This window comes from Acidovorax sp. ACV01 (genome assembly GCF_014851495.1).
Lineage (GTDB): Bacteria > Pseudomonadota > Gammaproteobacteria > Burkholderiales > Burkholderiaceae_C > Acidovorax > Acidovorax radicis.
On record NZ_JACUZT010000004.1, the window covers coordinates 515,475 to 541,593 of the forward strand.

General features: G+C 63.8%; 26 protein-coding genes. 11 read left to right on the forward strand and 15 right to left on the reverse strand.

Going from position 1 to position 26,119, the window contains the following annotated elements; all coding sequences use genetic code 11:
• Positions 1-16: 16 nt before the first annotated feature.
• The 7 genes from IB243_RS14915 to IB243_RS14945 form a co-directional block, all read right to left on the reverse strand.
• Positions 17-832, reverse strand: coding sequence for a hypothetical protein (locus IB243_RS14915; protein WP_192427970.1), 816 nt, complete (start codon positions 830-832; stop codon positions 17-19).
• A 202-nt stretch (positions 833-1,034) separates the two neighbouring features.
• The gene (locus IB243_RS14920) at positions 1,035-1,772 is read right to left on the reverse strand and encodes an amino acid ABC transporter ATP-binding protein (protein ID WP_010462448.1); all 738 of its coding nucleotides are present in this window, start codon (positions 1,770-1,772) and stop codon (positions 1,035-1,037) included.
• 30 nt (positions 1,773-1,802) lie between these two features.
• Positions 1,803-2,468 (reverse strand): amino acid ABC transporter permease, encoded by a 666-nt coding sequence (locus IB243_RS14925; protein ID WP_010462450.1) that lies wholly within the window; start codon positions 2,466-2,468, stop codon positions 1,803-1,805.
• Between the two features lies 1 nt (position 2,469).
• Complete coding sequence (locus IB243_RS14930) at positions 2,470-3,228, reverse strand: amino acid ABC transporter permease (protein ID WP_010462453.1); 759 nt, start codon at positions 3,226-3,228, stop codon at positions 2,470-2,472.
• Between the two features lie 108 nt (positions 3,229-3,336).
• On the reverse strand, positions 3,337-4,236 hold the full coding sequence (locus tag IB243_RS14935) for an amino acid ABC transporter substrate-binding protein (protein WP_192427972.1): 900 nt from the start codon (positions 4,234-4,236) through the stop codon (positions 3,337-3,339).
• A gap of 113 nt (positions 4,237-4,349) precedes the next feature.
• Positions 4,350-5,246, reverse strand: a complete 897-nt coding sequence (locus IB243_RS14940) for an amino acid ABC transporter substrate-binding protein (protein WP_029413955.1) — start codon at positions 5,244-5,246, stop codon at positions 4,350-4,352.
• 192 nt (positions 5,247-5,438) lie between these two features.
• A complete protein-coding gene (locus IB243_RS14945) occupies positions 5,439-6,371 on the reverse strand; it encodes a LysR family transcriptional regulator (protein WP_010462461.1) in 933 nt (310 codons plus the stop codon).
• A 318-nt stretch (positions 6,372-6,689) separates the two neighbouring features.
• On the opposite strand from IB243_RS14945, the gene IB243_RS14950 reads away from it, so the two are divergent.
• The 3 genes from IB243_RS14950 to IB243_RS14960 are packed head-to-tail and all read left to right on the forward strand — an operon-like array spanning position 6,690 to position 9,635.
• Positions 6,690-7,256: a TRAP transporter small permease gene (locus IB243_RS14950; protein ID WP_192427974.1), complete on the forward strand. Its 567-nt coding sequence runs from the start codon at positions 6,690-6,692 to the stop codon at positions 7,254-7,256.
• Positions 7,253-8,551: a TRAP transporter large permease gene (locus IB243_RS14955; protein ID WP_010462464.1), complete on the forward strand. Its 1,299-nt coding sequence runs from the start codon at positions 7,253-7,255 to the stop codon at positions 8,549-8,551. Before IB243_RS14950 ends, IB243_RS14955 begins: the two co-directional genes overlap by 4 nt.
• Positions 8,552-8,597: 46 nt before the next feature.
• The gene (locus IB243_RS14960) at positions 8,598-9,635 is read left to right on the forward strand and encodes a DctP family TRAP transporter solute-binding subunit (protein ID WP_010462466.1); all 1,038 of its coding nucleotides are present in this window, start codon (positions 8,598-8,600) and stop codon (positions 9,633-9,635) included.
• Between the two features lie 147 nt (positions 9,636-9,782).
• On the opposite strand, the gene IB243_RS14965 is transcribed toward IB243_RS14960, so the two are convergent.
• The 3 genes from IB243_RS14965 to IB243_RS14975 all read right to left on the reverse strand — a co-directional run bounded on the left by IB243_RS14965 (position 9,783) and on the right by IB243_RS14975 (position 13,197).
• Entirely contained in the window at positions 9,783-10,139 is a 357-nt protein-coding gene (locus IB243_RS14965) for a nucleotide pyrophosphohydrolase (RefSeq protein WP_010462468.1), read from the reverse strand.
• 71 nt (positions 10,140-10,210) lie between these two features.
• Positions 10,211-11,143 carry a 2-hydroxyacid dehydrogenase gene (locus IB243_RS14970; protein WP_192427976.1) on the reverse strand — a complete coding sequence of 311 codons (933 nt, stop codon included), beginning with the start codon at positions 11,141-11,143 and terminating at the stop codon, positions 10,211-10,213.
• 155 nt (positions 11,144-11,298) lie between these two features.
• Entirely contained in the window at positions 11,299-13,197 is a 1,899-nt protein-coding gene (locus IB243_RS14975) for an ABC transporter ATP-binding protein/permease (RefSeq protein WP_192427978.1), read from the reverse strand.
• Between the two features lie 128 nt (positions 13,198-13,325).
• Between IB243_RS14975 and IB243_RS14980 the strand changes: the two genes are divergently transcribed.
• Complete coding sequence (locus IB243_RS14980; RefSeq protein WP_010462475.1) at positions 13,326-13,754, forward strand: acyl-CoA thioesterase; 429 nt, start codon at positions 13,326-13,328, stop codon at positions 13,752-13,754.
• A gap of 36 nt (positions 13,755-13,790) precedes the next feature.
• On the opposite strand, the gene IB243_RS14985 is transcribed toward IB243_RS14980, so the two are convergent.
• From IB243_RS14985 to IB243_RS15000, 4 genes are all read right to left on the reverse strand, one after another.
• A complete protein-coding gene (locus tag IB243_RS14985) occupies positions 13,791-14,630 on the reverse strand; it encodes an amidohydrolase family protein (RefSeq protein ID WP_370540344.1) in 840 nt (279 codons plus the stop codon).
• A gap of 358 nt (positions 14,631-14,988) precedes the next feature.
• Entirely contained in the window at positions 14,989-15,552 is a 564-nt protein-coding gene (locus tag IB243_RS14990) for a polymer-forming cytoskeletal protein (protein ID WP_010462478.1), read from the reverse strand.
• Positions 15,553-15,854: 302 nt separating this feature from the next.
• Entirely contained in the window at positions 15,855-16,343 is a 489-nt protein-coding gene (locus tag IB243_RS14995; protein ID WP_192427981.1) for a thioesterase family protein, read from the reverse strand.
• Between the two features lie 110 nt (positions 16,344-16,453).
• A complete protein-coding gene (locus IB243_RS15000; RefSeq protein ID WP_192427983.1) occupies positions 16,454-17,251 on the reverse strand; it encodes a crotonase/enoyl-CoA hydratase family protein in 798 nt (265 codons plus the stop codon).
• Between the two features lie 291 nt (positions 17,252-17,542).
• Between IB243_RS15000 and IB243_RS15005 the strand changes: the two genes are divergently transcribed.
• From IB243_RS15005 to IB243_RS15035, 7 genes are all read left to right on the forward strand, one after another.
• On the forward strand, positions 17,543-18,418 hold the full coding sequence (locus IB243_RS15005; protein WP_010462481.1) for a branched-chain amino acid ABC transporter permease: 876 nt from the start codon (positions 17,543-17,545) through the stop codon (positions 18,416-18,418).
• 4 nt (positions 18,419-18,422) lie between these two features.
• Complete coding sequence (locus tag IB243_RS15010; RefSeq protein WP_057271925.1) at positions 18,423-19,499, forward strand: branched-chain amino acid ABC transporter permease; 1,077 nt, start codon at positions 18,423-18,425, stop codon at positions 19,497-19,499.
• A gap of 14 nt (positions 19,500-19,513) precedes the next feature.
• The gene (locus IB243_RS15015) at positions 19,514-20,353 is read left to right on the forward strand and encodes an ABC transporter ATP-binding protein (RefSeq protein WP_192427985.1); all 840 of its coding nucleotides are present in this window, start codon (positions 19,514-19,516) and stop codon (positions 20,351-20,353) included.
• On the forward strand, positions 20,350-21,168 hold the full coding sequence (locus IB243_RS15020; RefSeq protein ID WP_057271927.1) for an ABC transporter ATP-binding protein: 819 nt from the start codon (positions 20,350-20,352) through the stop codon (positions 21,166-21,168). The genes IB243_RS15015 and IB243_RS15020 overlap by 4 nt, the downstream gene beginning before the upstream one ends.
• 7 nt (positions 21,169-21,175) lie before the next feature.
• Entirely contained in the window at positions 21,176-23,032 is a 1,857-nt protein-coding gene (locus IB243_RS15025) for a long-chain fatty acid--CoA ligase (RefSeq protein ID WP_192427987.1), read from the forward strand.
• A 119-nt stretch (positions 23,033-23,151) separates the two neighbouring features.
• Positions 23,152-24,318, forward strand: coding sequence for an ABC transporter substrate-binding protein (locus IB243_RS15030; protein ID WP_192427989.1), 1,167 nt, complete (start codon positions 23,152-23,154; stop codon positions 24,316-24,318).
• Positions 24,319-24,445: 127 nt separating this feature from the next.
• Positions 24,446-25,609 carry an acyl-CoA dehydrogenase family protein gene (locus IB243_RS15035; protein ID WP_192427991.1) on the forward strand — a complete coding sequence of 388 codons (1,164 nt, stop codon included), beginning with the start codon at positions 24,446-24,448 and terminating at the stop codon, positions 25,607-25,609.
• Positions 25,610-25,657: 48 nt separating this feature from the next.
• On the opposite strand, the gene IB243_RS15040 is transcribed toward IB243_RS15035, so the two are convergent.
• On the reverse strand, positions 25,658-25,960 hold the full coding sequence (locus IB243_RS15040; protein WP_225584958.1) for a hypothetical protein: 303 nt from the start codon (positions 25,958-25,960) through the stop codon (positions 25,658-25,660).
• Positions 25,961-26,119 lie beyond the last annotated feature (159 nt).

Consider the following 26,119-nt stretch of genomic DNA (forward strand, 5'->3'; position numbering starts at 1 on the left):
GGTGGTGAGATTCCTGTCAATTCGAGTTCGGCCGGGGGCTTCCCCGCGCGGCCCCCTGGGCGGATACCGCACCTTTGGAGGAAGGCTCGTCAGCGGGGCGCCCGGCGGCGCGCAGACTCCCGCAGAAAATGCGGCACGCCTCTAAACCACCTTCCGAGCTGTCCGTGGGCGGGCTCACCAGCACCACCGCCAATTGAGGTGTGAGCTGCATGAGCACAGCGTCCACGCTCCCGACCCCTGCATGGATGGACTCGTACTTCTTGATGCGGGTGCGGTACCAGGTGCTGCCTGCAACCGCCTCGCCCAAATAGGCCCGCTTGCCAAAGAACCTGGTGCGCGCCAAGGCCTCCGCACCTACTTTGGGCAACAGCCAGACCCCACCCTCAAACTGGAAAGGCTCCATCGGCTGATGATCGACCTCGATGCGGGTGCGCGCCACCTGCACGGTGGGCCAGTCCGTCACGCCACTCAGGGTCCAGTCGCAGACGTTATAAGGTGGCGAACCCCCCTCGTCCTTGTTCTTGCACTCCAGCACCTTCGGCGGGTTGATGGCGGGCACCACATCAAAAGCGCACACGCCCATCCCGCCCGATCCTTCGGTGCGGCGCGGTCTGGTGATGCGGTACTGCACGGGAAGTTCGAAGGCCAGTCCGCAGGCCATCACCGTCGGCGGGAGTACAGGGCTGGTTGCCACGGCAGGCTTGCCCGCCTGGGCTGCCACCACGCCAGGCAACAAGGCCATGGCCAGGCGCAGGCACAGCCACGCCACCCAGGGCACGCAGGCATCGGAGCCACCGGCCATGGGATGGGCCATCGGGAGAGCAGGGTTCATCGGGACAGAGGTTGATGGCAGCACCTGCCAAGGTAGCACAGGATATTGCCGATCAACACGCGCAGCCCCCCCCCCGGAATAGAAGGCCCTCACCCCCACCTTCCGCCGCCCGCACCAAAACACAAAAGGCGCCCGAGGCGCCTTTTGTGTTTTGTACCGGCCATCGCATCGCCCTTGCAGGAGGCTGCGATGCGGGTGCAGCTCAGTGCTGCAGGATCTTGTTGAGAAAGTCCTTGGTACGCGGCTGGCGTGCATCGGGGTTGTTGAAGAAGTCGTCCTTGGAGCAGTCTTCCAGGATCTTGCCGCCCACGTCCATGAAGATCACGCGGTTGCTGACCTTGCGGGCAAAGCCCATTTCGTGGGTCACGCACATCATGGTCATGCCTTCGTTGGCCAGGCCCACCATCACGTCCAGCACTTCGCCGACCATTTCGGGGTCGAGCGCGGACGTAGGTTCGTCGAACAGCATCACAATGGGGTCCATCGACAGCGCACGGGCAATGGCCACGCGCTGCTGCTGGCCGCCGGAGAGCTGGCCCGGAAACTTGTCCTTGTGCGCCATCAGGCCCACGCGTTCAAGCATCTTGAGGCCACGCTTCTTGGCGTCGTCCGCGCTGCGGCCCAGCACCTTGATCTGCGCAATGGTCAGGTTGTCCGTGACCGACAGGTGGGGGAACAGCTCAAAGTGCTGAAACACCATGCCCACGCGGCTGCGCAGCTTGGGCAGATCGGTCTTGGGGTCGTGCAGCGCAATACCGTCCACCGTGATCTCGCCCTTCTGGAAGGGTTCGAGCGCGTTGATGGTCTTGATCAGCGTGGACTTGCCCGAGCCCGACGGGCCGCACACCACCACCACTTCACCCTTTTGGATGGTGGCAGAGCACTCGTTGAGCACCTGCACCGGGCCATACCATTTGGATACGTTCTTGAGTTCGATCATTTCTTTTTCCTCAATCCAATCTCTTTTGCATCAGCGAATGATCGCGATCTTCTGGTGCAGACGCTTGACCGCCCAGGACAGCGCGTAGCACATCACAAAGTACAGCACGGCTGCAGCCAGGTAAGCCTCGATGGGGCGGCCGAAGTTCTTGCCCGCCACTTCAAAGCCCTTGAGCATGTCGTAGGCACCGATGGCATACACCAGCGATGTGTCCTGGAACAGGATGATGGTCTGCGTGAGCAGCACCGGCAGCATGTTGCGGAACGCTTGGGGCAGCACCACGAGCTTCATGTTCTGGCCATACGTCATGCCCAGCGCCTGGCCCGCATACACCTGGCCACGCGGAATGGACTGGATACCGGCACGCATGATCTCGCTGAAGTAGGCCGCTTCAAATGCGATGAAGGTGATGATGGCCGAGACTTCCGCACCGATAGGGCGACCGATGATGGCCGGCACCAGCAGGAAGAACCACAGGATCACCATGACCAGCGGAATGCTGCGCATGCCGTTGACGTAGATGGTGGCAGGAACATCCAGCCACTTCTTGCCCGACAGACGCATGAGCGCCAGCACCGTGCCGAAGACCACACCACCGATGGTGGCGATGAACGTGAGCAACAGGCTGAAATACAACCCCTTGAGCACGAAGTTGGAAATCAGGTCCCAGTTGTAGAAGGAAAAGTCGAGATTCATATCAATGCCCCCCTCCTGCCGCGCCAGAAACGACCATTCCGGGGATGCGTGCGCGCTTCTCGATGAAGGCCATGATGCGGTTGATCGCAAATGCCGAGATGATGTAGAGGCTCGTCACCGCCAGGTAGACCTCGATACCGCGCGAGGTTTCTTCCTGTGCCTGCATGGCGAACATCGTGAGTTCTGCCACCGACACGGCAAACGCCACCGACGAATTCTTGAAGATGTTCATCGTCTCGCTGGTCAGCGGCGGAATGATGATGCGAAATGCCATGGGCAGCAGCACATAGCGGTAGGTCTGGAACGTGGTGAAACCCACCGCCAAACCGGCATACCGCTGTCCCCGCGGCAACGCCTGAATGCCTGAGCGCACCTGCTCGGCAATCCGCGCCGACGTGAAGAAGCCCAAAGCCAGCACCACCAGCGCAAAGCCCGGAACGCCCCTCAAAACCGGAAAGAAGCTGGGCAGGACGTGGTACCACAGAAAAATCTGCACCAGCAACGGAATATTGCGGAACAGCTCCACCCAGGCATTGCCCAGGCGCACGATCATCGGTCGGTCCTGCAAGGTCCGCAGTGTCCCGATCAGAGAACCCAGCACAAGAGCCAGCACCAGGGCCAGCAGCGAAACAGACACCGTCCAGCCCCAGGCCGACAGCATCCAGTCCAGGTAGGTGATATCGCCGCCCTTGCCAAAGCAGCTTTGCACGACTTCCCTGTCCATGGTGTCCTGGCAGAACACCTGCCAATCCCAACTCATAGGAGCACCCCTTAAATTCTTGGTGTTGCGTTGGGCGCAACCCTTTGCGAGCCCAACAAAAAAGCCCCTTCAAACCGTTTGGCCGAAGGGGCACAAGCGTTCAGAAAATTACTTCTTTGCGTAGTCTTCCATAGGCTTGTCGTTAGGCGATGCCCACGCGGCCTTGGTAGCGTCAGACATCGGCAGACCAATTTTGGTGTTGGTCGGTGGCACGGGTTGCATGAACCACTTGTCGTACAGCTTGGCCAGCGAACCGTCTGCGATCTGGCGCTTGATGGAGTCGTCCACAGCCTTCTTGAAAGCTGGGTCGTCCTTGCGCAGCATGCAGGCGATGGGTTCCACGTTCAGCACTTCGCCCACGATCTTGTAGTCGGCAGGATTCTTGGACTTGGAGATGTTGGCCGCCAGGATCGAGCCATCCATCACGAAAGCTTCCGCGCGGCCGGTTTCCAGCATCAGGAAGCTGTCAGCGTGGTCCTTGCCCATCACTTCCTTGAAATCGATGCCACCAGCGCGTTCGTGCTTGCGCAGGGTCTGCACCGAAGTGGTGCCCGTGGTGGTCGCGATGGTCTTGCCGTTCAGGTCCTTGATCGACGTGATGCCCGAGTTGGCCTTGACGACCATACGCACTTCTTCCACGTAGGTGGTCACGGCAAAGGCCACGTCCTTCTGGCGGGCTGCGTTGTTGGTGGTGGAGCCACACTCCAGGTCCACAGTACCGTTGGTCACCAGGGGAATACGGTTTTGCGAGGTGACGGGCTGGTACTTGACTTCCAGCTTGGGCAGGCCCAGTTGCTTCTGAACGTCGGCCAGGACGATTTCGCCCATTTCGGTGTGGAAGCCCACAAACTTGCCGTTGCCCAGGGTGTAGGAAAGACCGGAAGATTCGCGAACGCCCAGCGTCACGGTACCCGAGGCCTTGATCTTGGCCAGGGTATCGGTGGCTTGAGCGAAAGCGCTACCTGCAGCCAGGGCGGTCACGGCAACCGCGAGCAAATGCTTCTTCATTGGTATCTCCTTGTGTGTGAAGCTAAAAAGGGGGGGATTCTAGAGATTCGCCCGTGCTGGCAGCGCCAACAGGCCGTGTTCTCCAAAAACAGAAACCTCGACCGGGATATTAGTCAGAACGGGACTTGGTCGGTAGGGTATTTCCAGAAGTCGCGCAACAAGTAGCTGACCGGGAGGTTCAGTACCGTGTTGTTCGGCGGGATGGGTTTTTGGAACCATTTGTCATAGATCGGATAGATGTCCCGGCTGGTAATCAGGCGGCGCATCTCTTCGTCAATCAGCTTCTTGAACTCAGGATCGTTCTTGGGCAGCATGATGGCCAGCGGCTCGGTGGTCATGAAGCGGCCCACCACCTTGAGCGCCTTGGGGTCCGGCCGCCCGGCCGCCAGGCCATACAGCAGCACATCGTCCATCACAAAGGCATCGGCCTCGCCCTTCTCGACCATATCGACCGCCTTGGCGTGGTCGGCCGCCTCCACGATGGAGATCCCCATCAGGCGCTCCCGGTTGGCCTGGTCCGCCGCTTTCAGTGGGGTGGTGCCTTTGGTGGACACCAGCTTTTTGCCATTGAGATCTTCGACGCGGTCGATGGGACTCGAAGACTTGACCAGCAGCCGCGCGCCAGTGATGAAATGGGGAATGGTGAAGGCCACCTTCTGCCGCCGCTCGGCGTTGTTGGTGGTGGAGCCGCACTCCATGTCGGCCTTGCCCTGCTCGATCACGGCGATGCGGTTGGCGGGTGTGACCGCCAGGAACTCGACCTCCATGTCTTTCTTGCCGGTCTTCTTGCGCACTACTTCGGCCAGGCGCAAACACAGATCCATCGCGTAGCCTACCGGCTTGCCGGACTGCGTATCAATGTACGAGAAAGGTACCGACGATTCGCGGTGTGCAATCACCAGCTTGCCACCGGCACTGATGCGCTCCAGCACCGAGGCGTGTGCGGACGCCGCAAAAGCGCAGCTTGCAGCCGCAAGGCCCCAGGCTATTCCCCAATGCTGAACTTTCATACGGCGTCTCGGTGAGTGGATGGATCGGATTCGCAATGTTCGTGCCACCGTGGGGACTAAGAACCTGCTCTTAGACGGCACACGCTGCGGTAACCGACCCAGCGATGGCGCCGACTGTACGTGTCGTTACCGTGAAATTCCAATGCCGTTTGCGCGCGCAACTATGCAAAGTGTTTATATCCGTATTTACCCTTAGCATGACCCTGCCTGTGCTTGAAGGTACATCCACAGGGCCTGGGCCGTGCCCTTGGGGGCCTCCTTGCCCGCTGGCTTCTCGCGGTAGGCGCGCACATCCATGGTCATCTGCAGGCCTTCGGTGTCGGCCGGGGCCGCACTGACCAGGCGGCGAGACCGCAGTTCTTTCTTCACGGCACTGTGCGGCAGAAAGGCCACGCCATGGCCTTCCAGCGCCATGGCCTTCAGGCCTTCGGCCATGTCGGTCTCGTACACCCGTTCCAGGTGGATGGGCGTGCCGGATTCCTTCAGGATCAGTTCCGTCACGCGGCCCAGGTACGCGCCGGGGGCGTAGCCCAGATAGGGCAATGGCTGCCCGGCCCGGCCAGGCAGGCGGTGCAAGGGCTGGCCGTCTGCGTCGGCCTTGCTGTAGGGAGAAATGACTTCCTGCCCCAGGCTGACCATTTCATACCGGTCAGCATCCAGCTGAAAAGGCTGTGAAGGGTGGTGGTAGGCAATCAGCAGGTCGCACCCGCCTTCCACCAGCCGCATCACGGCATCGTGCACATTGAGCGCGATCAACCGGCTTTTGAACGGGCCGAACTTGTCGTGCAGGCTCGACACCCAGGCGGGAAAAAACGTGAACGCCAGGGTGTGCGGCACCGCGAACTCGATCATGTCCTTGCCAGCGCTGGTGTGTGCCCGCAGCATGGCGCGCGTGTTCTGCAGCGCCTGCAGCACCTCCAGCGCCTGGTCGTACAGGGTCTTGCCGGCCGGGGTGAGTCGTGTGGGGTAGGAGCTGCGGTCCACTAGGTCGGTGCCCGCCCAGGCTTCCAGGGCCTGGATGCGCCGCGAAAAGGCTGGCTGTGTCACGTGGCGCAACTGGGCGGACCGGCTGAAGCTGCGTGTTTCCGCAAGACTGACAAAATCTTCTAGCCACTTGGTTTCCATGCAGGCATTATCCGCGCGCGCCTGCGGTCGTGCTTCGTAAAGATATGAGGGTTTTCATAGTGCACCCTGAGCGCACCAATGGTGTGCATGCATAGCAACCAACGCATAATGGAACACAGCGCTTACCGCGCTTTTTTTTGCGCCCGGGGCGTGACACGCCCCACGCCCACGGTGCACAACACCGCCGGGCGGGGCGGCTGGTGTTCGCATCACGACTTACAGCGCGATCAGGCAACCTACCTGTCTTTGCCTGCCGCTGCGGATTCATCCTTGTTGGCACAAGTCCCGCGCACGTTTTTTCTCTTCCACCCTGCCCCCATGTCCTCCTATCCCCCCCCAGGGCCTTCGGCCGACGCATCGCCCGACACCATAAGCCCCGAGGCCGAGCCCCGTTCGCTGCGCCTTGAAGACTGGCTCACAGTCATCGTGATGGCCGCCCTGGCCCTGATCACCTTTGCCAACGTGCTGGTGCGCTATTTCACCAACTCGTCTTTTGCCTGGACCGAGGAAATCTCGGTCTTCCTGATGATTGTTCTGGCCCTGGTGGCGGGCTCTGCAGCCGTGGCGCGCGACCAGCACATCCGCATCGAATACTTTGCCGAAGGCGGCTCGGCCCTGCGCCGCAAGCGGCTGGCCCAACTCGGCGCCGTCACCGTGGCCGTGCTGTTCGGGCTGATCGCCGTGCTCAGCGTGCGCGTGGTGTGGGACGACTACCGCTTTGGCGAGACCTCGCCCGGCATCGGCGTGCCGCAATGGTGGTACTCGATCTGGCTGCCAGTGTTGTCTACGCTGATCGCCGCCCGCGCCGTCGGCGTGCTGCTTCGCCGCACACGCACTGAGCCCGAAGCAGCGGCCGCAGAAGCCACCCGGGACGGCCAGCCATGATCGCCACCCTGTTGTTCGTGGCCTTCCTGGGCTTGATGTTTGTGGGCGTGCCCATCGGTGCCGCGCTGGGGCTGGCCGGTGCCGCCGCCATCGCGTTGGCCAATGCCGACAGCCAGTGGTTCGGCCTGCTGGCCGTGCCGCAGAACTTCTACGCGGGCCTGGGCAAATACCCGCTGCTGGCCATCCCGATGTTCGTGCTGGTCGGATCCATCTTCGACCGCTCGGGCGTCGCGCTGCGCCTCGTGAACTTTGCCGTGGCCATCGTCGGGCGCGGCCCGGGCATGCTGCCGCTGGTGGCCATTGTGGTGGCCATGTTTCTTGGGGGCATCTCGGGCTCTGGCCCGGCCAACGCCGCCGCCGTGGGGGGCGTGATGATCGCGGCCATGTCGCGCGCGGGCTACCCGCCTTCGTTCTCGGCCAGCGTGGTGGGGGCAGCCGCCGCCACCGACATCCTGATCCCGCCCTCCGTCGCCTTCATCATCTACTCGGTGCTGGTGCCGGGCGCCTCGGTGCCCGCGCTGTTTGCGGCGGGCATGATCCCGGGCATCCTGGCAGGGATTGCGCTGGTCATCCCGGCGGTGTGGATGGCGCGCAAGCACAAGATGGGCGCGCTGGAAGCCACCATGCCCCGCCCGCCGTTCTGGAAGAGCCTGCGCGAGGCCACCTGGGGCCTGGCCGCGCCGGTGCTGATCCTGGGCGGCATGCGTGCCGGCTGGTTCACGCCGACGGAAGCCGCCGTGGTCGCGGTGTTCTACGGCCTGTTCGTGGGCATGGTGATCCACCGCACGATCAAGGTGCGCGACCTGTTCCCCATCCTGCGCGAGTCGGGTGAACTGTCGGCCGTGATTTTGCTGGTGGTGTCGCTTGCGGGCATCTTTGCGTATTCGCTCTCCACGCTGGGCGTGATCGACCCGGTGGCCAACGCCATCGTGAACTCGGGCCTGGGTGAATACGGCGTGCTGGCGCTGCTCATCGTGCTGCTCATCACCGTGGGCATGTTCCTCGACGGCATCTCGATCTTCCTGATCTTCGTGCCACTGCTGCTGCCCATCATGCAGTTCTACAAGTGGGACCCGGTCTGGTTCGGCGTGATCCTGACCCTCAAGGTGGCGCTGGGCCAGTTCACCCCGCCGCTGGCCGTGAACCTCATGGTCTCGTGCCGCATTGCCGGCGTGCGCATGGAATCGACCGTGCGCTGGGTGGGCTGGATGCTGTTTGCCATGTTCCTGGTGATGGTGCTCGTGATCGCCTTCCCGCAACTGGCCCTGTGGCTGCCTGCCAAACTCGGATATTGATTGATTGACTGACTGACGGACTAATTTCTACAAGGAGACTGACACCATGAAACTGCGCACCTTCCTCACTTCCGCCGTGGCTGCTGCCGCAGCGCTGGCCTTCACCGCACCCGCCGCCATGGCGCAAACCGCGTACAAGAGCGAGTACCGCATGTCGCTGGTGCTGGGCCCTGCGTTCCCCTGGGGCAAGGGCGGCGAGCTGTGGGCCAACAAGGTCCGCGAGCGCACCAGCGGCCGTATCAACATCAAGCTGTACCCCGGCGTCTCGCTGATCCAGGGCGACCAGACGCGCGAGTTCAGCGCACTGCGCCAGGGCGTGATCGACATGGCCGTGGGCTCCACCATCAACTGGTCGCCCCAGGTCAAGCAGCTCAACCTGTTCTCCCTGCCCTTCCTGTTCCCCGACTACGCCGCTGTGGACGCGGTGACGCAGGGCGACGTGGGCAAGAGCATCTTTGCCACGCTGGACAAGGCGGGTGTGGTGCCATTGGCCTGGGGTGAAAACGGCTACCGCGAAATCTCCAACTCCAAGAAGGCGATCAAGACCCCCGAAGACCTGAAGGGCCTGAAGATCCGCGTGGTGGGCTCGCCCCTGTTCCTGGACACCTTCACCGCGCTGGGCGCCAACCCCACACAAATGAGCTGGGCCGATGCACAGCCCGCATTTGCCAGCGGCGCCGTGGACGGACAGGAAAACCCGTTGTCGATCTTCACCGCCGCCAAGCTGCACAGCGTGGCGCAAAAACACATCACGCTGTGGGGCTACGTGAATGACCCGCTGATCTTTGTCGTCAACAAGGACATCTGGGCATCCTGGACCCCCGCCGACCGCGAGATCGTCAAGCAGGCTGCCATCGACGCCGGCAAGGAAGAAATCGCCCTCGCGCGCAAAGGCGTGATCGAGGCCGACAAGCCGCTGCTCAAGGACATCGGCGCTTTGGGCGTGACGGTGACCCAGCTGAGCCCTGCCGAGCGCGCCGCTTTTGTGAAGGCCACACGCCCCGTGTACGACAAGTGGAAGGGCCAGATCGGCGCTGACCTCGTGACCTCGGCCGAGAAGGCGATTGCGGCGCGCAAGCAGTAAACCCAACGCTGATTCGGCAAAGCCCCAAAAAGCCCCGCTGCGGCGGGGCTTTTTCATGTGCGTTGGACGATAGCCTGTCTCAAGCCAACTGCTTCACTATTGATAGCAATCAGCGCTTATCAGAAAAGCGCCAGAGGCACTTTACCCTCAAATTTCACGACTGTCCAAGGCCGGATCCACAACGCGCGGCGCCGGGTGCTTGACGGCATTCTTGCGCAGCTTGTTCTCCACCGCCTGCGCCAGGTCCACGCCCGCGTGGTCGGCGATCTGCAGCAGGTACAGCAGCACATCGGCCACCTCGTCGGCAATGGGTTCTGTGAACGCCGGGTCATTGCGCGCCGCCAGCGACTGCTCTGGTGTCATCCACTGGAAGATTTCGGCCAGCTCTGCCGCCTCCACCATGAGCGCCATCGACAGGTTCTTGGGCGTGTGGAACGGCTCCCAATGCCGCTCTGCCGCAAAAGCACGCAGCCGCGCCTGCAAGGCATCTACATCCAGCGACATCGCGATTACTCCTGATTTAATAGCTACCTGCGCTTATCTATCAAGCGCCAACGGCCATTTAAACTCAGATTCTAGAGAGGTGAGACCGGCGCCTCGCCCGCAAAGTGCCGGCGCGCGTTCTCCACAAACCGGTCTACCGACGCCTGCACGGCTTCGGGCGACCAGCCGGCCACGTGCGGGGTGAGCACCACGGTGTCCAGCGCCACCAGTTCGGCCGGAGGCGCGGGCTCGCTCTCATACACATCCAGGCCCGCACCGGCGATGCGTCCGCCCTTCAGCGCCAACGCCAGCGCCTGGGTGTCGATCACGCTGCCGCGCGCGATGTTGACCACATAGCCACGCGGGCCGAGGGCGTTGAGCACTTGGGCGTTGACCAGGTGCCGCGTGTCCCCTCCACCCGGCGTGGCCACCACCAGAAAATCCGCCCAGGCCGCCAGCGCCGTCACATCGGCAAAGTAGGTGTACGGCACATCGGCGCGCGGGCTGCGGTTGTGGTAACCCACCTCCACCTCAAAGCCCAGCGCGCGCTGCGCGATCTTCTTGCCAATGGTGCCCAGGCCGATGACGCCAAGGCGTTTGTGCGACACGTTGGGCGGCAGCGGGAGCGCCGTGCGCCACACACCCTCCCGCGTGAGCTGGTCGAGCTTGGGGATGCCACGCACCGCAGCAATCAGCAGCCCCCAGGCATGGTCGGCCACGCAGTCGTCGTTGGTGCCCGCACCGTTGGCCACCACAATGCCACGCGCCTTGGCGTGCTGCACGGCAATGTTCTCGTAACCCGCGCCCAGCGCGCAGATCAGCGACAACCGGGGCAGCGCGTCGATCTGCGCCACGCTCAAGCCCGTGGAGCCAATGGTCAGCACCGCCGTGATGCGTTCGCCGTGTGTGGCAATCGCCGCTGCGGCCTGGGGGGCATCGGGTGTGTAGATCAGATCGAACGACTGCGACAGCTGGGCGCAGTGTTCTTCGGAGAGGAACATGAGGGCGAGCAGGACAGGTTTCATGGGAGGGATGAGAAGGTCAAGTTGAAAGAGCGAATGCAGCGAGGAACGAAATCTCAGTCCCCCAAAGTGTCCCGGAGTGACGCCGTAAAACTGGCGCGGCGCTATGGCGAGGACGGCCAGCAAGGGCTGCCCCGCAGCAAAGGCCGTCGTCCCCCTCAGGGGGAAGGCGCCGAAGGCGACTCAGGGGGAGCCACATCCAGGGGAGCTTCTTGTTGCAATGCCCACATGCTGGCATAGCGCCCGCGCTGGGCCAGCAGCTGGGCGTGCGTACCGCGCTCGATGATGCGGCCAGCATCCATGACCAAGATTTCATGCGCGTCCACCACGGTGGACAGGCGGTGCGCGATCACCAGCGTGGTCTTGTTCTGCGCCACACTCTGCAGCTCGGCCTGGATGGCGCGTTCGTTGGCCGAGTCGAGCGCCGAGGTCGCCTCGTCAAAGATCAGGATGGGCGGGTTCTTGAGCAAGGTGCGCGCAATGGCCACGCGCTGCTTTTCGCCCCCCGACAGCTTGAGCCCGCGCTCGCCCACCATGGTGCCGTAGCCCTTGGGTGTGCTGGCAATGAAGTCGTGGATGCGGGCTGACTTCGCGGCGGCCTCCACCTCGGCCTGGCTGGCACCAGGGCGGCCATAGGCGATGTTGTAGGCCACGGTGTCATTGAACAGCACCGTGTCTTGCGGCACGATGCCGATGGCCTGGCGCACGCTCGACTGTGTCACGCCACGGATCTCCTGCCCCGCAATGGTGATGCGGCCCTGCTGGATGTCGTAGAAGCGGAACAGCAGCCGCGCCAACGTGGACTTGCCCGAGCCCGAGGGCCCGACTACGGCCACGGTCTTGCCCGCCGGGATCTCGAAGCTGATGCCTTGCAGGATGGGGCGGCCGCTGCGGAGGTCGCCGCCCTTGCGCACGTCGTAGGCAAAGTGCACGTCCTCGAAGCGCACGGTGGGCTGGTCCAGCCCGGCCAGGGGCAAGGCCCCAGGCGCATCGGCCACCTCGCGCTCCTTGTCCATGAGCGTGAACATCTTGTCCAGGTCGGTCAGGCTCTGCTTGATCTCGCGGTAGATCACGCCCAGGAAGTTGAGCGGGATATACAGCTGGATCATGAAGGCGTTGACCATGACGAGGTCGCCCAGGGTCATGCGGCCATCGACCACGCCCTGCGTGGCCCGCCAAAGCATGGCCACCAGCCCGGCAGCAATGATGAGCTGCTGCCCCGTGTTGAGCAGGGACAGCGTGGTCTGGCTCTTGAGCCGCGCGCGGCGCAGGCGCTCCAGGCTTTCGTCGTAGCGGCGGGCCTCAAAGCCTTCGTTGTTGAAATACTTGACCGTTTCGTAGTTGAGCAGCGAATCCACGGCCTTGGAGTGCGCGGCCGAGTCGAATTCGTTGGCCTCGCGGCGGAACTGCGTGCGCCACTCGGTCACCAGCACCGTGAAGGTGATGTACAGCGCCAGCGCCGCCAGCGTGATCCACGCAAACCAGGCGTCGAACTTGATGGCCAGCACCGACAGCACCAGCACCACCTCGACCAGCGTGGCCACCACATTGAACAGCGTGAACGAGATCAGCGACTCGATGCCCCGCACGCCGCGTTCGATGTCGCGGGTCATGCCGCCGGTCTGCCGCTCCAGGTGAAACCGCAGGCTCAGGGCATGCAGGTGCTCAAAGGTCTGCAGCGCAATCGAGCGCGCCGCGCCCTGCGTGGCCTTGGCGAACACCAGTTCGCGCAACTCGGTAAAAAACGAGGTGGACAGCCGCAGGCCGCCATAGGCCACCAGCAACCCCACCGGCACCACCAGCAGCGCAGCGGGATCGCCGGGCTTGAAGCTCATGGCATCCACCAGCGTCTTGAGCAGGATGGGCACACCCACATTGGCGAACTTGGCGCCGATCATGAACACGATGGCGGCAATCACGCGCCACTTGTATTGCCACAGGTAGGGCAAAAGCCGGTGCAGGGTGGCCCAGTCGGACGGGACCGGCGCAGGGCTGGCGGCCGTGCCACTGGCGGTGGCACTGGGAGCGGTGGGGGCAGTTTCGCCGTGGTGGCGCATGGGGGACAATTCCGGTTGTTGTTTTTACCGACCCGGCTGATGCCCAGGTGGTTTTTGCAGGGCGCAAGCCCCTTGCGAAACCACCGGTTTCCCCAAGGATTGGCTCAGCCCCAACCGAGATTGTGCCCATGTCCGCCGTTTTCAGCCCGCCACCCGCCGCATTACCCACCGACAAGGAGCTGGTGCTCAAGGTCATCCCCATGCCCGCCGACACCAATGGCAATGGCGACATCTTTGGCGGCTGGGTGATGGCGCAGGTGGACTTGGCAGGCTCGGTGCTGCCCGCGCGCTACATCCAGGGCCGCATGGCCACGGTGGCGGTCAACGAATTCATCTTCAAGCAGCCCGTGCGCGTGGGCGACATCCTGTCGTTCTTCTCGTCCATCACACGGGTGGGCAATACCTCGGTCACCGTGGAGGTGGAGGTATATGCCGAACGGTTTACCGACCAGGGCCGGTATGTGAAGGTGACCGAGGCACGATTGACGTATGTGGCCATCGACGACCATGGGCGCCCCCGCCCCGTCCCCAAACACACGCCAAACCCATCCTCTTGAAAGCCGGGCGGCGCTCGTTCGCCCATTGAACGGCTCTCAGGGGCCAAGGCCCACGAGCCGCATCAGCGTGTCGCGCGCCACCTGCTGGCGCGCGGCCGGCGACAGCTGGGCCAGAAACCCCTGCACGCTGGCGTACTTCATGTCGTCGCTGAACGCAGAGCGGTGGCTGGCATCGGTGCCCACCAGAAAGCGCCCGGGTTTCTGCTCGATGAGCTCAAGCCACTCGGGCCAGACGCGTACCCCGTCGCGCAGGATGGTGTAGTCCGGCGAGCGGGGATGGTGCGGCCAGGTGCGCGCACTCAGCTCATAGTAAAGATTGGGGTGCTGCTCCAGCATGCGCCGCGCCAGGAACAGCGGCGTGTACCCGCCGTGCGCCCAGATCACCGAGACATCGCGGAAACGCTGCAGCAGTTGCGAAAGCTCTGCCATGCGCGTGTTTTCCACATGCACCATCACCGGCACCTTGTGCTTGCGGGCCAGTTCCAGGATGCCGGTCATCATCGGGCCGGTCACACCGAAGTCCGTCTCGGCGAAACCGGCGGATGGAAAATGCGCCACCGAGATCTCGCCAATGCCTTTGTAGAGGCCGGTCGCGAGCATGGCATCCAGCTGTTTCAGCAGTTCGTCGCTGTGCTGCTCCCAGTGCGGGCGGTACGCCGTGCGTTCGGGCGATATCGACGCAAACGGGATCAACACGCCGGGGTGCTGGCGCGCGGCCTCGGCCACCGATTCATTGCTGCTGCGCCCACCCCAGAACACCACCGCATGGCTGGCACCCCAGCGTGCCATCAACTCCAGTTGCATCGGCAGGCTATTGAGGTGCACATGGGCATCCACAAACGGGGTGAAGGTGCTTGCTGCGGGGGGTGCGGGCACGGGGGTCTGTGCCGCATCGCGCTGCACAGGCTGCCGGGTGCGCCGCACTGGCTCAGAGGACTCAGTCTGCGGCCAGGCGCCCTGCGAAGCCAGGAGGAGGCACGCGGCAAGGAGGACTCGCGTCATGGTGGCAATGGCGCGCGGGGCGCGTGTGGAAGTGGAGAAGGGCTGCGAAAATTCTACAAAGATGTTTCCGTGCCGGACCGGGTCCAGTCCTCATGCCGGCGCCGTCCAACCTCGCACCACATAGCCCATCCCCTTTTCCACCGACGCAGACGGCAACAGGCACCCGGGCCACCCGCCAAACCGGTCCGCCGCAGGTGCCTGCGTATTTGTCGATTTGTGGAGGCAGCGCCGATCAGGCGGCCATGGCTGCAGGCTCTGCCCGCAGCGGCGCCGAGGACGTGCGCTGTGCGCCAGACAAGGACACACCATTGGCAAAGCCGGCTTCGATCTCACCCGCCAGCTGGCCGCCCTCTTCCACCACCAGCTTGCCGTAGCGGATCTTGCCGTTGACCTTGCCGGTACTGTAGATCACCAGCTTCTGGCGCACGGTGAGCGTGCCGTTGAACTCGCCGTGGATCTCGGCGATGTCGATCTCGGCCGAGCCCTTGAAGGCCCCATGCTCCGAGATCTGGATCACGCGCGAATCCATCGTGGCTTCGACCGTGCCTTCGACCACGAGGGTGTCGCAATCGGTGATTTCCACGCCTTTGAGCTTGATGTTCGGGCCCACCGTGAGCTTGCTGCCCGAGCTGTCGCTGCTGCTGGCGGCCTTGGGGACTGCCGGGCTGGCCACCGGCTGTGCAGCCGCAGAACTGCTCGCTGCTGAGCCCCCCAATACGGAGCCTGAAGTGGTGCTGCTACGGGGTTGGAACGACTCGGGTTCACGCTTGCCAAAGAAGGGGTTTTGCACGGCCATCAGATCTCCTTGAAAAGAGAGTCATCGTAGGTACCGCGCCCCGTGAAAGATGCCTTCGTTACGCAAGAACGGTAACCAAACGGTTCGCTCGTAGCATGCGCTTGCAAGGCTTGCGGGATCACACATCCGGCGTGTGCCACAGCCCGGCGCCGAACTTGCCCGGCATGGTGGGGCGAAATCGGGCACGATGCAGGCAACTGGTGCGCCCCAAGGCCAGGGCCACCGTGGAACTGGCTTAGCCAGGCCACCGCTGGCGTCACCCTTGCTGGAAGGCGCCGCAGGCGGCCAGCGGGACAGCTGGACTAGGACACTATATAAGCCGCAGCCCCCGCCGACATGATCTGCCCATCCGGCCCCAGAAACTCCATGCGCGTGGTTGCCACGCGCGAGCCCAGGCGCAGCACCTGCGCGCGCAGCTCGAAATGGCTGCCGATACCGGGGCGCAGGTAGTCGATGCGCAAGTCGATCGTGCCCAGCTTGGCAAAACGGTGCAGGCGCTGCTCGGGGGCTTCATCCAGGTGTTTGGCGCCAATGGCGGCCATCACCGCCAGACCGCCCATGGCGTCGAGCCCGGCGCTGATCACGCCTCCGTGAATACGGTTGTAGGCGTAGTGGCCCACCAGGTCCGGCTTCATGTCGATGCGGCCCACCACGCCATCGGGTGCCAGCGAGGTGATCTTGAGGCCCAGCACCTGGTTGAACACAATCTTTTCTTCAAAAATGGACTTGAGCCCGGCGATGAACTCAGGCTCAAAGGCTTGTGGGGGTGGGCTGGCGATGGATTTGCTCATGGGTCTCCTGGGGGTCAATACCGGATGGTGCATGCAATCGAAACCATCCAGTTACTCCTGATTTTGTAGCTTTGTACGCTTACTAGATAAGCGCCAGCGGCCATTTTTATCTAAAACTTGCCATGGCGCCCTTGCCCCGAGGCAAAACGCGAGGCACCGCGCAGTGCTTCGGCCAGGCATTCGCGGCCACCGGCCCATTCCTGCAGCAAGGCTTGCGGTAACGGCAGGCCTCCAGCGGCGAGCGCGCTGGCGCGGTCCGCGCGCAACGTGGCCTGCGGGAAGGCCGCGATTTCGCGGGCCAGCGCCAGGGCTGCATCCAGCGCCTGTCCTGCAGGCACCACCCGGTTGCACAGCCCCATGCGCAGGGCTTCTGCCGACTCCACCTTGCGCCCCGTCAAGATCAGGTCCAGCGCGTGCGACAGCCCAATGAGGCGTGGCAGGCGCACCGTGCCGCCGTCGATCAGCGGCACACCAAACCTGCGGCAGAACACGCCCAGGTACGCGTCCTCCGCCATCACGCGCAGGTCGCACCACAGCGCCAGCTCCATGCCGCCGGCCACGGCGGCGCCCTCTATTGCGGCGATCACCGGCTTGGACAGATGCAGGCGGCTCGGTCCCATAGGCCCCGGCGGGTGGACCGCGTCGGGAGGGAAGTCGAGCGTCTCTGCCAGCGCCTCGGGGGCGACGCCGTCGGCCAGCAAGCGCGCGCCCGACTGCAGATCCCAGCCCGCACAAAAATGCCCGCCAGCGCCCTGGAACACCGCCACATCGGCACTTTCATCGTGCTCAAAAGCCACGAAGGCCGCATGCAGCGCGCGGGCGGTGTCGGCATCCACCGCGTTGCGCACATCAGGCCGGCGCAATGTCACCAGCGTGACACCGCCTTGCGTTTCAACCTCTACGGACATGCGGCTCTCCTGTGGCCCTGTGCTCAGAACCTGTTCACCCACCCGACGTTATTCCTATTGCGCAGGGTGCAGCGCTGCGTCAATATCCGCCGCTACCCGCTCGCCCACCCCATCAGGGTTAGCCCCGAGTGCGGTATACACAGCACGCGTGCACCATTATTTATGCAAAGCAATCGCTTTGTAAAAATATTCTGCAGGACCTGCGCAAGCAACGATGCACCAAGCACATGCCCACAAGGCATACGCCCCGCTCTTACCCGCTTTGCGTATCACTTATTCTGGAGAGCCAGTGTGCAATTTGTGCAACTGTTGATCAGCGGTGTCTCACAGGGATGCATCTACGGGCTGATCGCGCTCGGGTTCGTGCTTATCTACAAAGCCACGGAGACCGTGAGCTTTGCCCAGGGCGAACTCATGATGCTGGGCGCGTTCTGCGGCCTCGCGCTCATGACGGTGCTGGGCTTTCCCTTCTGGGTGGCGGTGCTCGCCAGCATCCTGGCCATGGGTCTTTTCGGTACGGTGCTCGAGCGCGCGGTGATCCGTCCCATCCTGGGCCAGCCCGCGTTCTCCATCGTCATGCTCACCATCGGCATCGGCTACGTGCTGCGCGGGCTGGTCACGATGATCCCCAACATCGGCACCGACACCCATACGCTGCCCGTGCCCTACAAGGACCTGTCGTTTCGTCTCGGTGCGCTGGTGCTCAACGCCGAGCAGCTGGTGGTGATCGGTGCCACGGGCGTGCTGTGTGTGCTGCTGTTCGCCATGTTCCGCTACAGCAAGCTGGGCATTGCCATGCAAGCGTCTTCGCAGAACCAGCTGGCGGCCTACTACATGGGCATCCCCGTGCAGCGGCTCAACGGCCTGGCCTGGGGCCTGGCCGCAGCCGTGGCGGCCGTGGCGGGCCTGCTGCTGGCGCCCATCACCTTTGTGCACGCGAACATGGGACTCATCGGGCTCAAGGCCTTCCCGGCGGCCGTGGTGGGCGGCTTTGGCAGTCTGCCGGGCGCCATCGTGGGCGGGCTGGTCATCGGCATCGTCGAATCGCTCTCGGGCTTCTATCTGCCCGATGGCTTCAAGGACACGGCCGCCTACATCGTGGTGCTGATCATGTTGATGGTCAAACCCAATGGCCTGTTCGGCGAAAAATTGAGAAAGAAAGTCTGACCCCATGCGCTTTCTTTTCAAGACCTCTTACGAACAAGACCTGCGCCTGGCCAAGCATGGCGGGCATGTCTTCTGGTACAGCCTGCTGGCTGTAGGGCTGGTCGCAGCCCCCTGGGTGGCGCCGGAGTACTGGCTGGCGCAACTCACCTTTGTGCTGATCTACGCCATCGTGGGCCTGGGGCTCATGCTGCTGGCCGGCTTCACGGGGCTGTTCTCGCTGGGGCACGCGGCCTTCCTCGGCGTAGGGGCGTACACGCAGGCGGTGCTCACGGGCATGGGCTGGCCGTTCGCGCTGTCGCTGGCCTGCGCGGCGGGGCTGTCGGCCGCCGTGGGCGTGGTGGTGGGCCTGCCCGCGCTGCGCGTCAAGGGCATCTACCTGGGCATGGCCACGCTGTCGTTCGGCTTCATCGTCGAGGAGGTGTTCGCGCGGTGGGAATCGGTGACGGGCGGCAACTCTGGCAAGCACCTGGTGCCGCCCGAAATCTGGGGGTTCAAGTTCGAATCCACCGAGTCGTTCTACTTTCTGTGCCTCGTGATTGCCGTGGTCAGCACGCTGGCCATCCTGAACCTGCTGCGCTCGCCCACGGGCCGGGCCTTCGTCGCCATCCGCGACTCGGAGATCTCGGCGCAGAGCATGGGCATCCACCTGGCGCGCTACAAGACCCTGTCGTTCTCGATCTCGGCGGCGCTGGCCGGCGTGGGCGGCGCGCTGTATGCGCACAAGCTGCAATTCATCTCGCCCGACCAGTTCAACATCCTGCAGTCCATCGACCTGCTGCTGATGATCGTGATCGGCGGGCTGGGCTCGGTGCATGGCGCGTTCCTGGGGGCCATCTTCCTCATCACCATGCCGCAGATGATTTCGCTCAGCAAGGACTGGCTGCCTGCCGCCATCGGCCAGGCGCCGGGCCTGCAGGCCGTGGTCTATGGGGTGGTGCTGATCGCCTTTGTATTGTTCGAGCCCATGGGGCTGTACGGCCGCTGGCTCAAGGTGCGCACCTGGCTGCAGATGTTCCCGTTCTACCGCAGGGGCCTGTTCAAGCGGCAGAAGTCGTTCCAGAAATCGGATCGCTTGAAATGAGCGCGGCGACCACCATGAACCAAGACGTGCTGCTTTCAGCCCAGAACCTCAGCGTGCGCTTCGGCGGCGTACTGGCGGTCAACAACGTGAGCTTCGATGTGCGCCGTGGCGAGGTGTTCACCCTCATCGGCCCCAACGGTGCCGGCAAGACGACGGTGTTCAATCTCATCAGCCGCATCTACACGCCCACCACCGGCACCATCGCCTATGCGGGCCCGGGCGGGGCCCTGCTGCCGCTGACCGACCAGCCGCCGCACAAGGTAGCGGGCCTGGGCATTGCACGCACCTTCCAGAACATCGAACTCTTCGAGCACGCCAGCGTGCTGCACAACCTGCTGATCGGCCGCCACACCCGCCGCGAGACGGGCCTGTGGGCCGACATGCTCTTTACCCGCAAGGTGCGCGATGCGGAGATCCGCGCCCGAGAAAAGGCCGAGCAGGTCATCGACTTCCTCGACCTGCAGCACTACCGCGACACCATGGTGGCCGGCCTGCCGTACGGCGTGCGCAAGGTGGTGGAGCTGGCACGCGCCTTGTGCACCGAGCCACAACTGTTGCTGCTCGATGAGCCATCGTCGGGCCTGAACGTGGAGGAGACCGACGACATGGCCTTCTGGATCCAGGACATCCAGCACGAGCTGGGCATCACCGTGCTGATGGTGGAACACGATATGTCACTGGTCTCCAAGGTGTCCGACCGCGTGCTGGCCATGAACCAGGGCGAGGTCGTGGCCATGGGTACGCCGCGCGAGGTGCAGTCGCACCCCGGGGTGATCGAGGCCTACCTGGGCACCATCGACGATGTGAGCAACCTGCGCCGCCCGGCGGGTTCCAACCTGGGGGTTCGGGCATGAGCGCCGTACTTGCAGCCGCCCACACACCAACCGCAGCAGCAGCTGACCAGCCCCTGCTGCGTCTGCAGAACGTGGAAAGCGCCTACGGCCCCATCAAGGCCATCCGGGGCGTGAGCCTGCAGGTGCGACGGGGTGAGATCGCCGCCGTGCTGGGCAGCAACGGCGCGGGCAAGACCACCATCCTGAAGACCATCAGCGGCATCATCGACCCCCGCAAGGGCTCCATCGAATTCGCGGGCGCCGACATCACCGCCAACGACCCGGCGGCCATCGTGCGCCGGGGCCTCATGCATGTACCCGAGGGGCGGGAGGTGTTTGCGCTGCTCTCGGTGCGCGACAACCTGCTCATGGGTGCCTACACGCGCAGCGACGCCGACGCCGTGGCCCGCGACATCGAAACGGTGTATGGCTACTTCCCCATCCTGAAGGAGCGCGCCGCGCAGGATGCCGGCCTGCTGTCAGGCGGGCAACAGCAGATGCTGGCCATCTCGCGTGCGCTCATGGCCAACCCCGAACTCATCTTGCTGGACGAGCCCAGCCTGGGCCTGTCCCCCAAGCTCACCAAGGAGATCTTCGAGATCGTGGTGCGCATCAACCGCGAGCGCGGCACCACCATCCTGCTGGTGGAGCAGAACGCCAACATGGCGCTTAACGCATCCGACTACGGCTACGTGCTGGAGAACGGCCGCATCGTGATGGAAGACAGCTGCGAGCGCCTGCGCGAGAAGGACGACATCAAGGAGTTCTACCTGGGTATGAAGGATGTCGGCGTGCGCGGCGAGCGGCGTTGGAAAAAGAAGAAAACATGGCGATGAGGACGGTATGAGCAATCTCTGGGACCTTTCTCACATCCAGCCCGCAGGCACTGACGTGCTCGCAGGCGACACCATCGCCGCCATGTTCTGGAACGCCGTGGCCGAGCGCGGCCCGCGCGTGTGGATGCGCCAGAAGGAACTGGGCATCTGGAAGAGCTGGACCTGGAACCAGACGGCCGAAGCCGTGCGGGAGATTGCGGGTGGCCTGATGTCGCTGGGGTTTGCGCCTGGCGAATGCGCGTCCATCCTGTCCAACACCAACATCGAATGGGTGCTGGCCGACCTGGCCGTGCTGAGCTGTGGCGGCGTGGCCAACGGCATCTACCCCACCGATGCGGCGGCGCAGGTGCACTACCTGAGCGAAGACTCCCGCACCACCGTGCTGTTTGTCGAAGACGATGAGCAACTCGACAAGGCGCTGGAAGTGCGCGGCGGCCTGCCCCTGATGCGCAAGATTGTGGTGTTCGACATGGAAGGCCTGCGCGGCCTGCACGACCCCGACGTGCTGAGCCTCACGGCACTGCGCGAGCTGGGCCGCACCTGGAACCAGCAGCACCCTGATGAAATCCAGCGCCGCGTGCAAGCGTGCAGGCCCAAGGACGTGGCCATTCTGGTCTACACCTCGGGCACCACCGGCAAGCCCAAGGGCGCCATGCACACGCACGCAGCCCTCACCTACACCGTACGCGGCTACAACACGCTGATCTCGCGCAGCGAGGCCGACGAGACCATGTGTTTCCTGCCGCTGTGCCACATTGCCGAGCGCATGGGCGGCGAATACTTCTCGCTGTACACCGGCGCGCGCCTGAACTTCGTCGAGAACCCCGACACCGTGCCCGAAAACGTGCGAGAGATCGCGCCCACTGTGTTCACCGCCGTGCCGCGCGTGTGGGAGAAGTTCTACTCCGGCGTGATGATTGCCCTGAAGGAGTCCACACGCATGCAGCAGGTGGCCTATGCCTGGTCCATCGGCGTGGGTACCCGCATTGCAGATCGGGTGCTGGCCGGCCAGCCCGTGGGCGGGCTGCTGAAGCTGCAGTTCCAGCTGGCGCGCTGGCTGGCGCTGAACAATGTGCGCAAGCTCATCGGCATCCACCGTGCGCGTTTTCTCGTCACGGGGGCCGCCCCCATCTCGCCCGAACTGGTGAAGTGGTACCTGGCGCTGGGCGTGCCCATGCTGGAGGTGTGGGGCATGACGGAGACCTGCGGCGCCGCCACCGGCGTGCCCGCCAGCCGTATCAAGCCCGGCTCCATCGGCCCGGCGGCCAGCTACAACGAAGTGCGCATCGACCCCACCACGGGCGAGATCCTGGTGCGCGGCCCCAACGTGTTCAAGGGCTACCTCAACCAGCCCGAGAAGACGGCTGAAACCATCGACCCCGATGGCTGGCTACACACCGGCGATGTGGGCGCCATCGACGCCGATGGCTACCTGCGCATCACCGACCGTATGAAGGACATCATCATCACGGCGGGCGGCAAGAACATCACGCCCAGCGAGCTGGAGAACGAGCTCAAGTTCAGCCCCTACGTGACCGACGCGGTGGTCATTGGCGACAAGCTGCCCTATCTCACGGTGATCATCATGATCGACCAGGAAAACGTGGAGAAATACGCGCAGGACAACGACGTGCCGTTTTCCAACTACGCCAGCCTGACCCGCACGCGCGAGGTGCAGGAGCTGATTCAGGCCGAGATCGACCGCGTCAACACCAAGTTCGCCCGCGTGGAACAGATCAAGAAGTTCTTCCTGCTCGATACGCAACTCACGGCCGAGGATGAAGAGCTGACCCCCACCATGAAGCTCAAGCGCAAGCTGGTGCAGCAGAAATACGCGCCGCAGATTGAGGCGATGTACCGGTAGGTGCGCACGTCACGCAACCGCAGGGCACGCCCATCAGGATAGGGAAAGTGCTGGTGCCCCACCCCGGGCATCGTTCTATAACGAGCAACCGAGTTCGATCCAACCAAAGGAGACGTGCCATGAAACTTCATCACATTGCCGCGCTGGCCATCGTGGCCATGGCCGGCGGTGCTGCGCAGGCGCAGCCCAGCCAGGGCGTGAGCAAGGACACCATCACGCTGGGGTCAATCCAGGATCTGTCGGGCCCGCTGGCGGGTTTTGGCAAGCAGGTGCGGCTGGGCATGATGCTGCGCGTGGACGAGGCCAACGAGCAAGGCGGCGTCAACGGCCGCAAGCTCGACCTGAAGGTGGAAGACTCGGGCTACGACCCCAAGAAAGCCGTGTTGGCCGCGCAGAAGCTCGTGAACCAGGACAAGATCTTCATGATGGTGGCGCACATCGGCACGGCACAGAACCTGGCCGCCATGCCCGTGCAGTTCAGCAAGAACGTGATCAACTTCTTCCCGGTCACCGCCGCGCGCGAGATGTACGAGCCCTTCCACAAGCTCAAGTATTCGTTCGCCGCCACCTACTACGACCAGATCCGCCTGGCCGCACCCAAGCTCATCAAGGAAAAAGGCGCCAAGAAGGTCTGCACCATCTACCAGGACGATGAATTCGGCCTGGAGGTGATGCGTGGCGGCGAGGCGGCGCTCAAGTCCCTGGGCATGGAGTTCACCGAGAAGACGTCGTACAAACGCGGCGCCACCGACTTCTCGTCGCAGGTCGCCAAGATGAAGTCGTCCGAATGCGACTTCGTGATACTGGGCACCATCATCCGAGAGACCATCGGCACCATCGGCGAGTCGCGCAAAACGGGCTTCAACCCCACGTTCCTGGGCTCCAGCGCCGCGTACACCGACCTCATCCACAAGCTGGGCGGCAAGCCCATGGACGGCCTGTACGCCACCATGACGGTGCAGCACCCCTACCTGGACGAGGCCAGCCAGCCCATCCGCTTCTGGGCCAACAAGTACAAGACCAAGTTCAACGAAGACCCCACGGTGTTCTCGGTCTACGGCTACGGGGCGGTGGATGCCTTCATCAAGGCAGCCCAGAAGGCAGGCACCAGCCTTACCACCGACAGCTTCATCAAGGCCATGGACACCATGGTGATCCCGCCCGACATGTTCGGCAGCGCCGAGGCCACCTACGGCCCGCAAAAGCGCCTGGGCAGCGATCTTTCGCGTCTGTCGCAGATCACCGATGGCAAGTGGAAAGTGGTGTCCGACTACGTCAAGCCATGAGGGCCTGACCACCCGCTCCCAAGCCGCCTTCGGGCGGCTTTTGTGTTTCAGGGGATGCGCTCGGCCCCAGTCGGTGGCAGAATTTAACCAAGCAGTAACTTTGCATAAATAGACCGAATCCACCGCCATGATCGAACGCACCCTCTTCCAGCCCGACCACCAGGCCTTTGCCGACAGCTTTCGCCGCTTCATCGACAAGGAGGTAACGCCCCACCACGCCGACTGGGAAGACCAGGGCTACGTGGCGCGCGAGGTGTGGAGCCAGGCGGGCGCCAACGGCTTTCTGTGCATGAGCCTGCCCGAGGAGTACGGCGGCGCCGGGGCCGACAAGCTGTATTCGGTGGCGCAGATGGAAGAGCTGGCGCGCGCCGGCACCACGGGCATCGGCTTCGGGCTGCACAGCGAGATCGTGGCGCCCTACATCCTGCACTACGGCACCGAGGAGCAAAAGCGCCGCTACCTGCCGCAGATGGCCAGCGGCGCCATGGTAGGCGCCATCGCCATGAGCGAGCCCGCTGCCGGCAGCGACCTGCAGGGCATCAAGACCACCGCCATGAAAAGCGCAGATGGATCGCACTATGTGCTGAACGGCAGCAAGACCTTCATCACCAACGGCTGGCATGCCGATGTGGTGATCGTGGTCGCCAAGACCGACCCGGCGGCCGGGGCCAAGGGCACCAGCCTCTTCCTGGTGGAGCGCGGCATGCCCGGTTTTGAAAAAGGCCAGCGCCTCAAGAAGATGGGCATGAAGGCGCAGGACACCTCCGAGCTGTTCTTCACCGACGTGAAGGTGCCCGCCGCCAACCTGCTGGGCGGCCTCGCCATGGAAGGGCGCGGCTTCATCTGCCTGATGGAGCAGCTGCCGTGGGAGCGCCTGCAGATCGCCATCACCGCCGTGGCGTCCGCGCAGGCCGCCATCGACTGGACGGTGGACTACGTCAAGCAGCGCAAGGTCTTCGGCCAGAGCGTGGCCGCCTTCCAGAACACCCGCCACACCCTGGCCGAGCTGCAGACCCAGGTGCAGGTGGCCCGCGTGTTCGTGGACAAGTGCTGCGAGCTGATCACGCGCGACCAGCTCGACACCGATACCGCCAGCATGGCCAAGTACTGGACCACCGACCTGCAGTGCAAGGTGATGGACGAATGCGTGCAGCTCTTCGGCGGCTACGGCTACATGTGGGAATACCCCATCACCCGCGCCTACGCGGATGCGCGCGTGCAGCGCATCTACGGCGGCACGAACGAGATCATGAAAGAAGTGATTGCACGCGCCATGGGCCTGGGCAAATAGCACCATGACCAGCGCCACGGACTGCGCCGCGACGGGCGCCCAACACCGTCACAGGTACCAGGCGGCGCGGGCTTCCTCGGGGCTGAGCGGCGCGCCGGGGCGGCGATCGGTGACATTCAACCAGGAGCGGACACCCTGGCTGCCGCTCAGGGCACGCATCAGCAGCAAACCCGCGCCGATGCCCCGAATCGCCGCCGAGCTGCGGCTGGGTGCCATGAAGGCCGCCACCGCCAGCGCGCTGGATGCGGCCAGTACCACATGGTGTTCCAGCGCAAACCCATCGCGCGTGTCGTCGTATTCCACAGCGCCACGGACCATGCGCTGCAATGCAGAGGATGTATTTCGTTTCATAGCCAAAAATGAGAGAGCAACCGCAGAAAGATAGTGCAAAAACCACCGCACGCGCGTCAGAAAGCGCGCTGTTGTGGTGTGCGCCGCCGAGGCACCGCTCGCTGCCGACCCGCATGGGGCGCGCCTCCCAAGCGCCTGCCCAATCACCCAGCGAGCTTC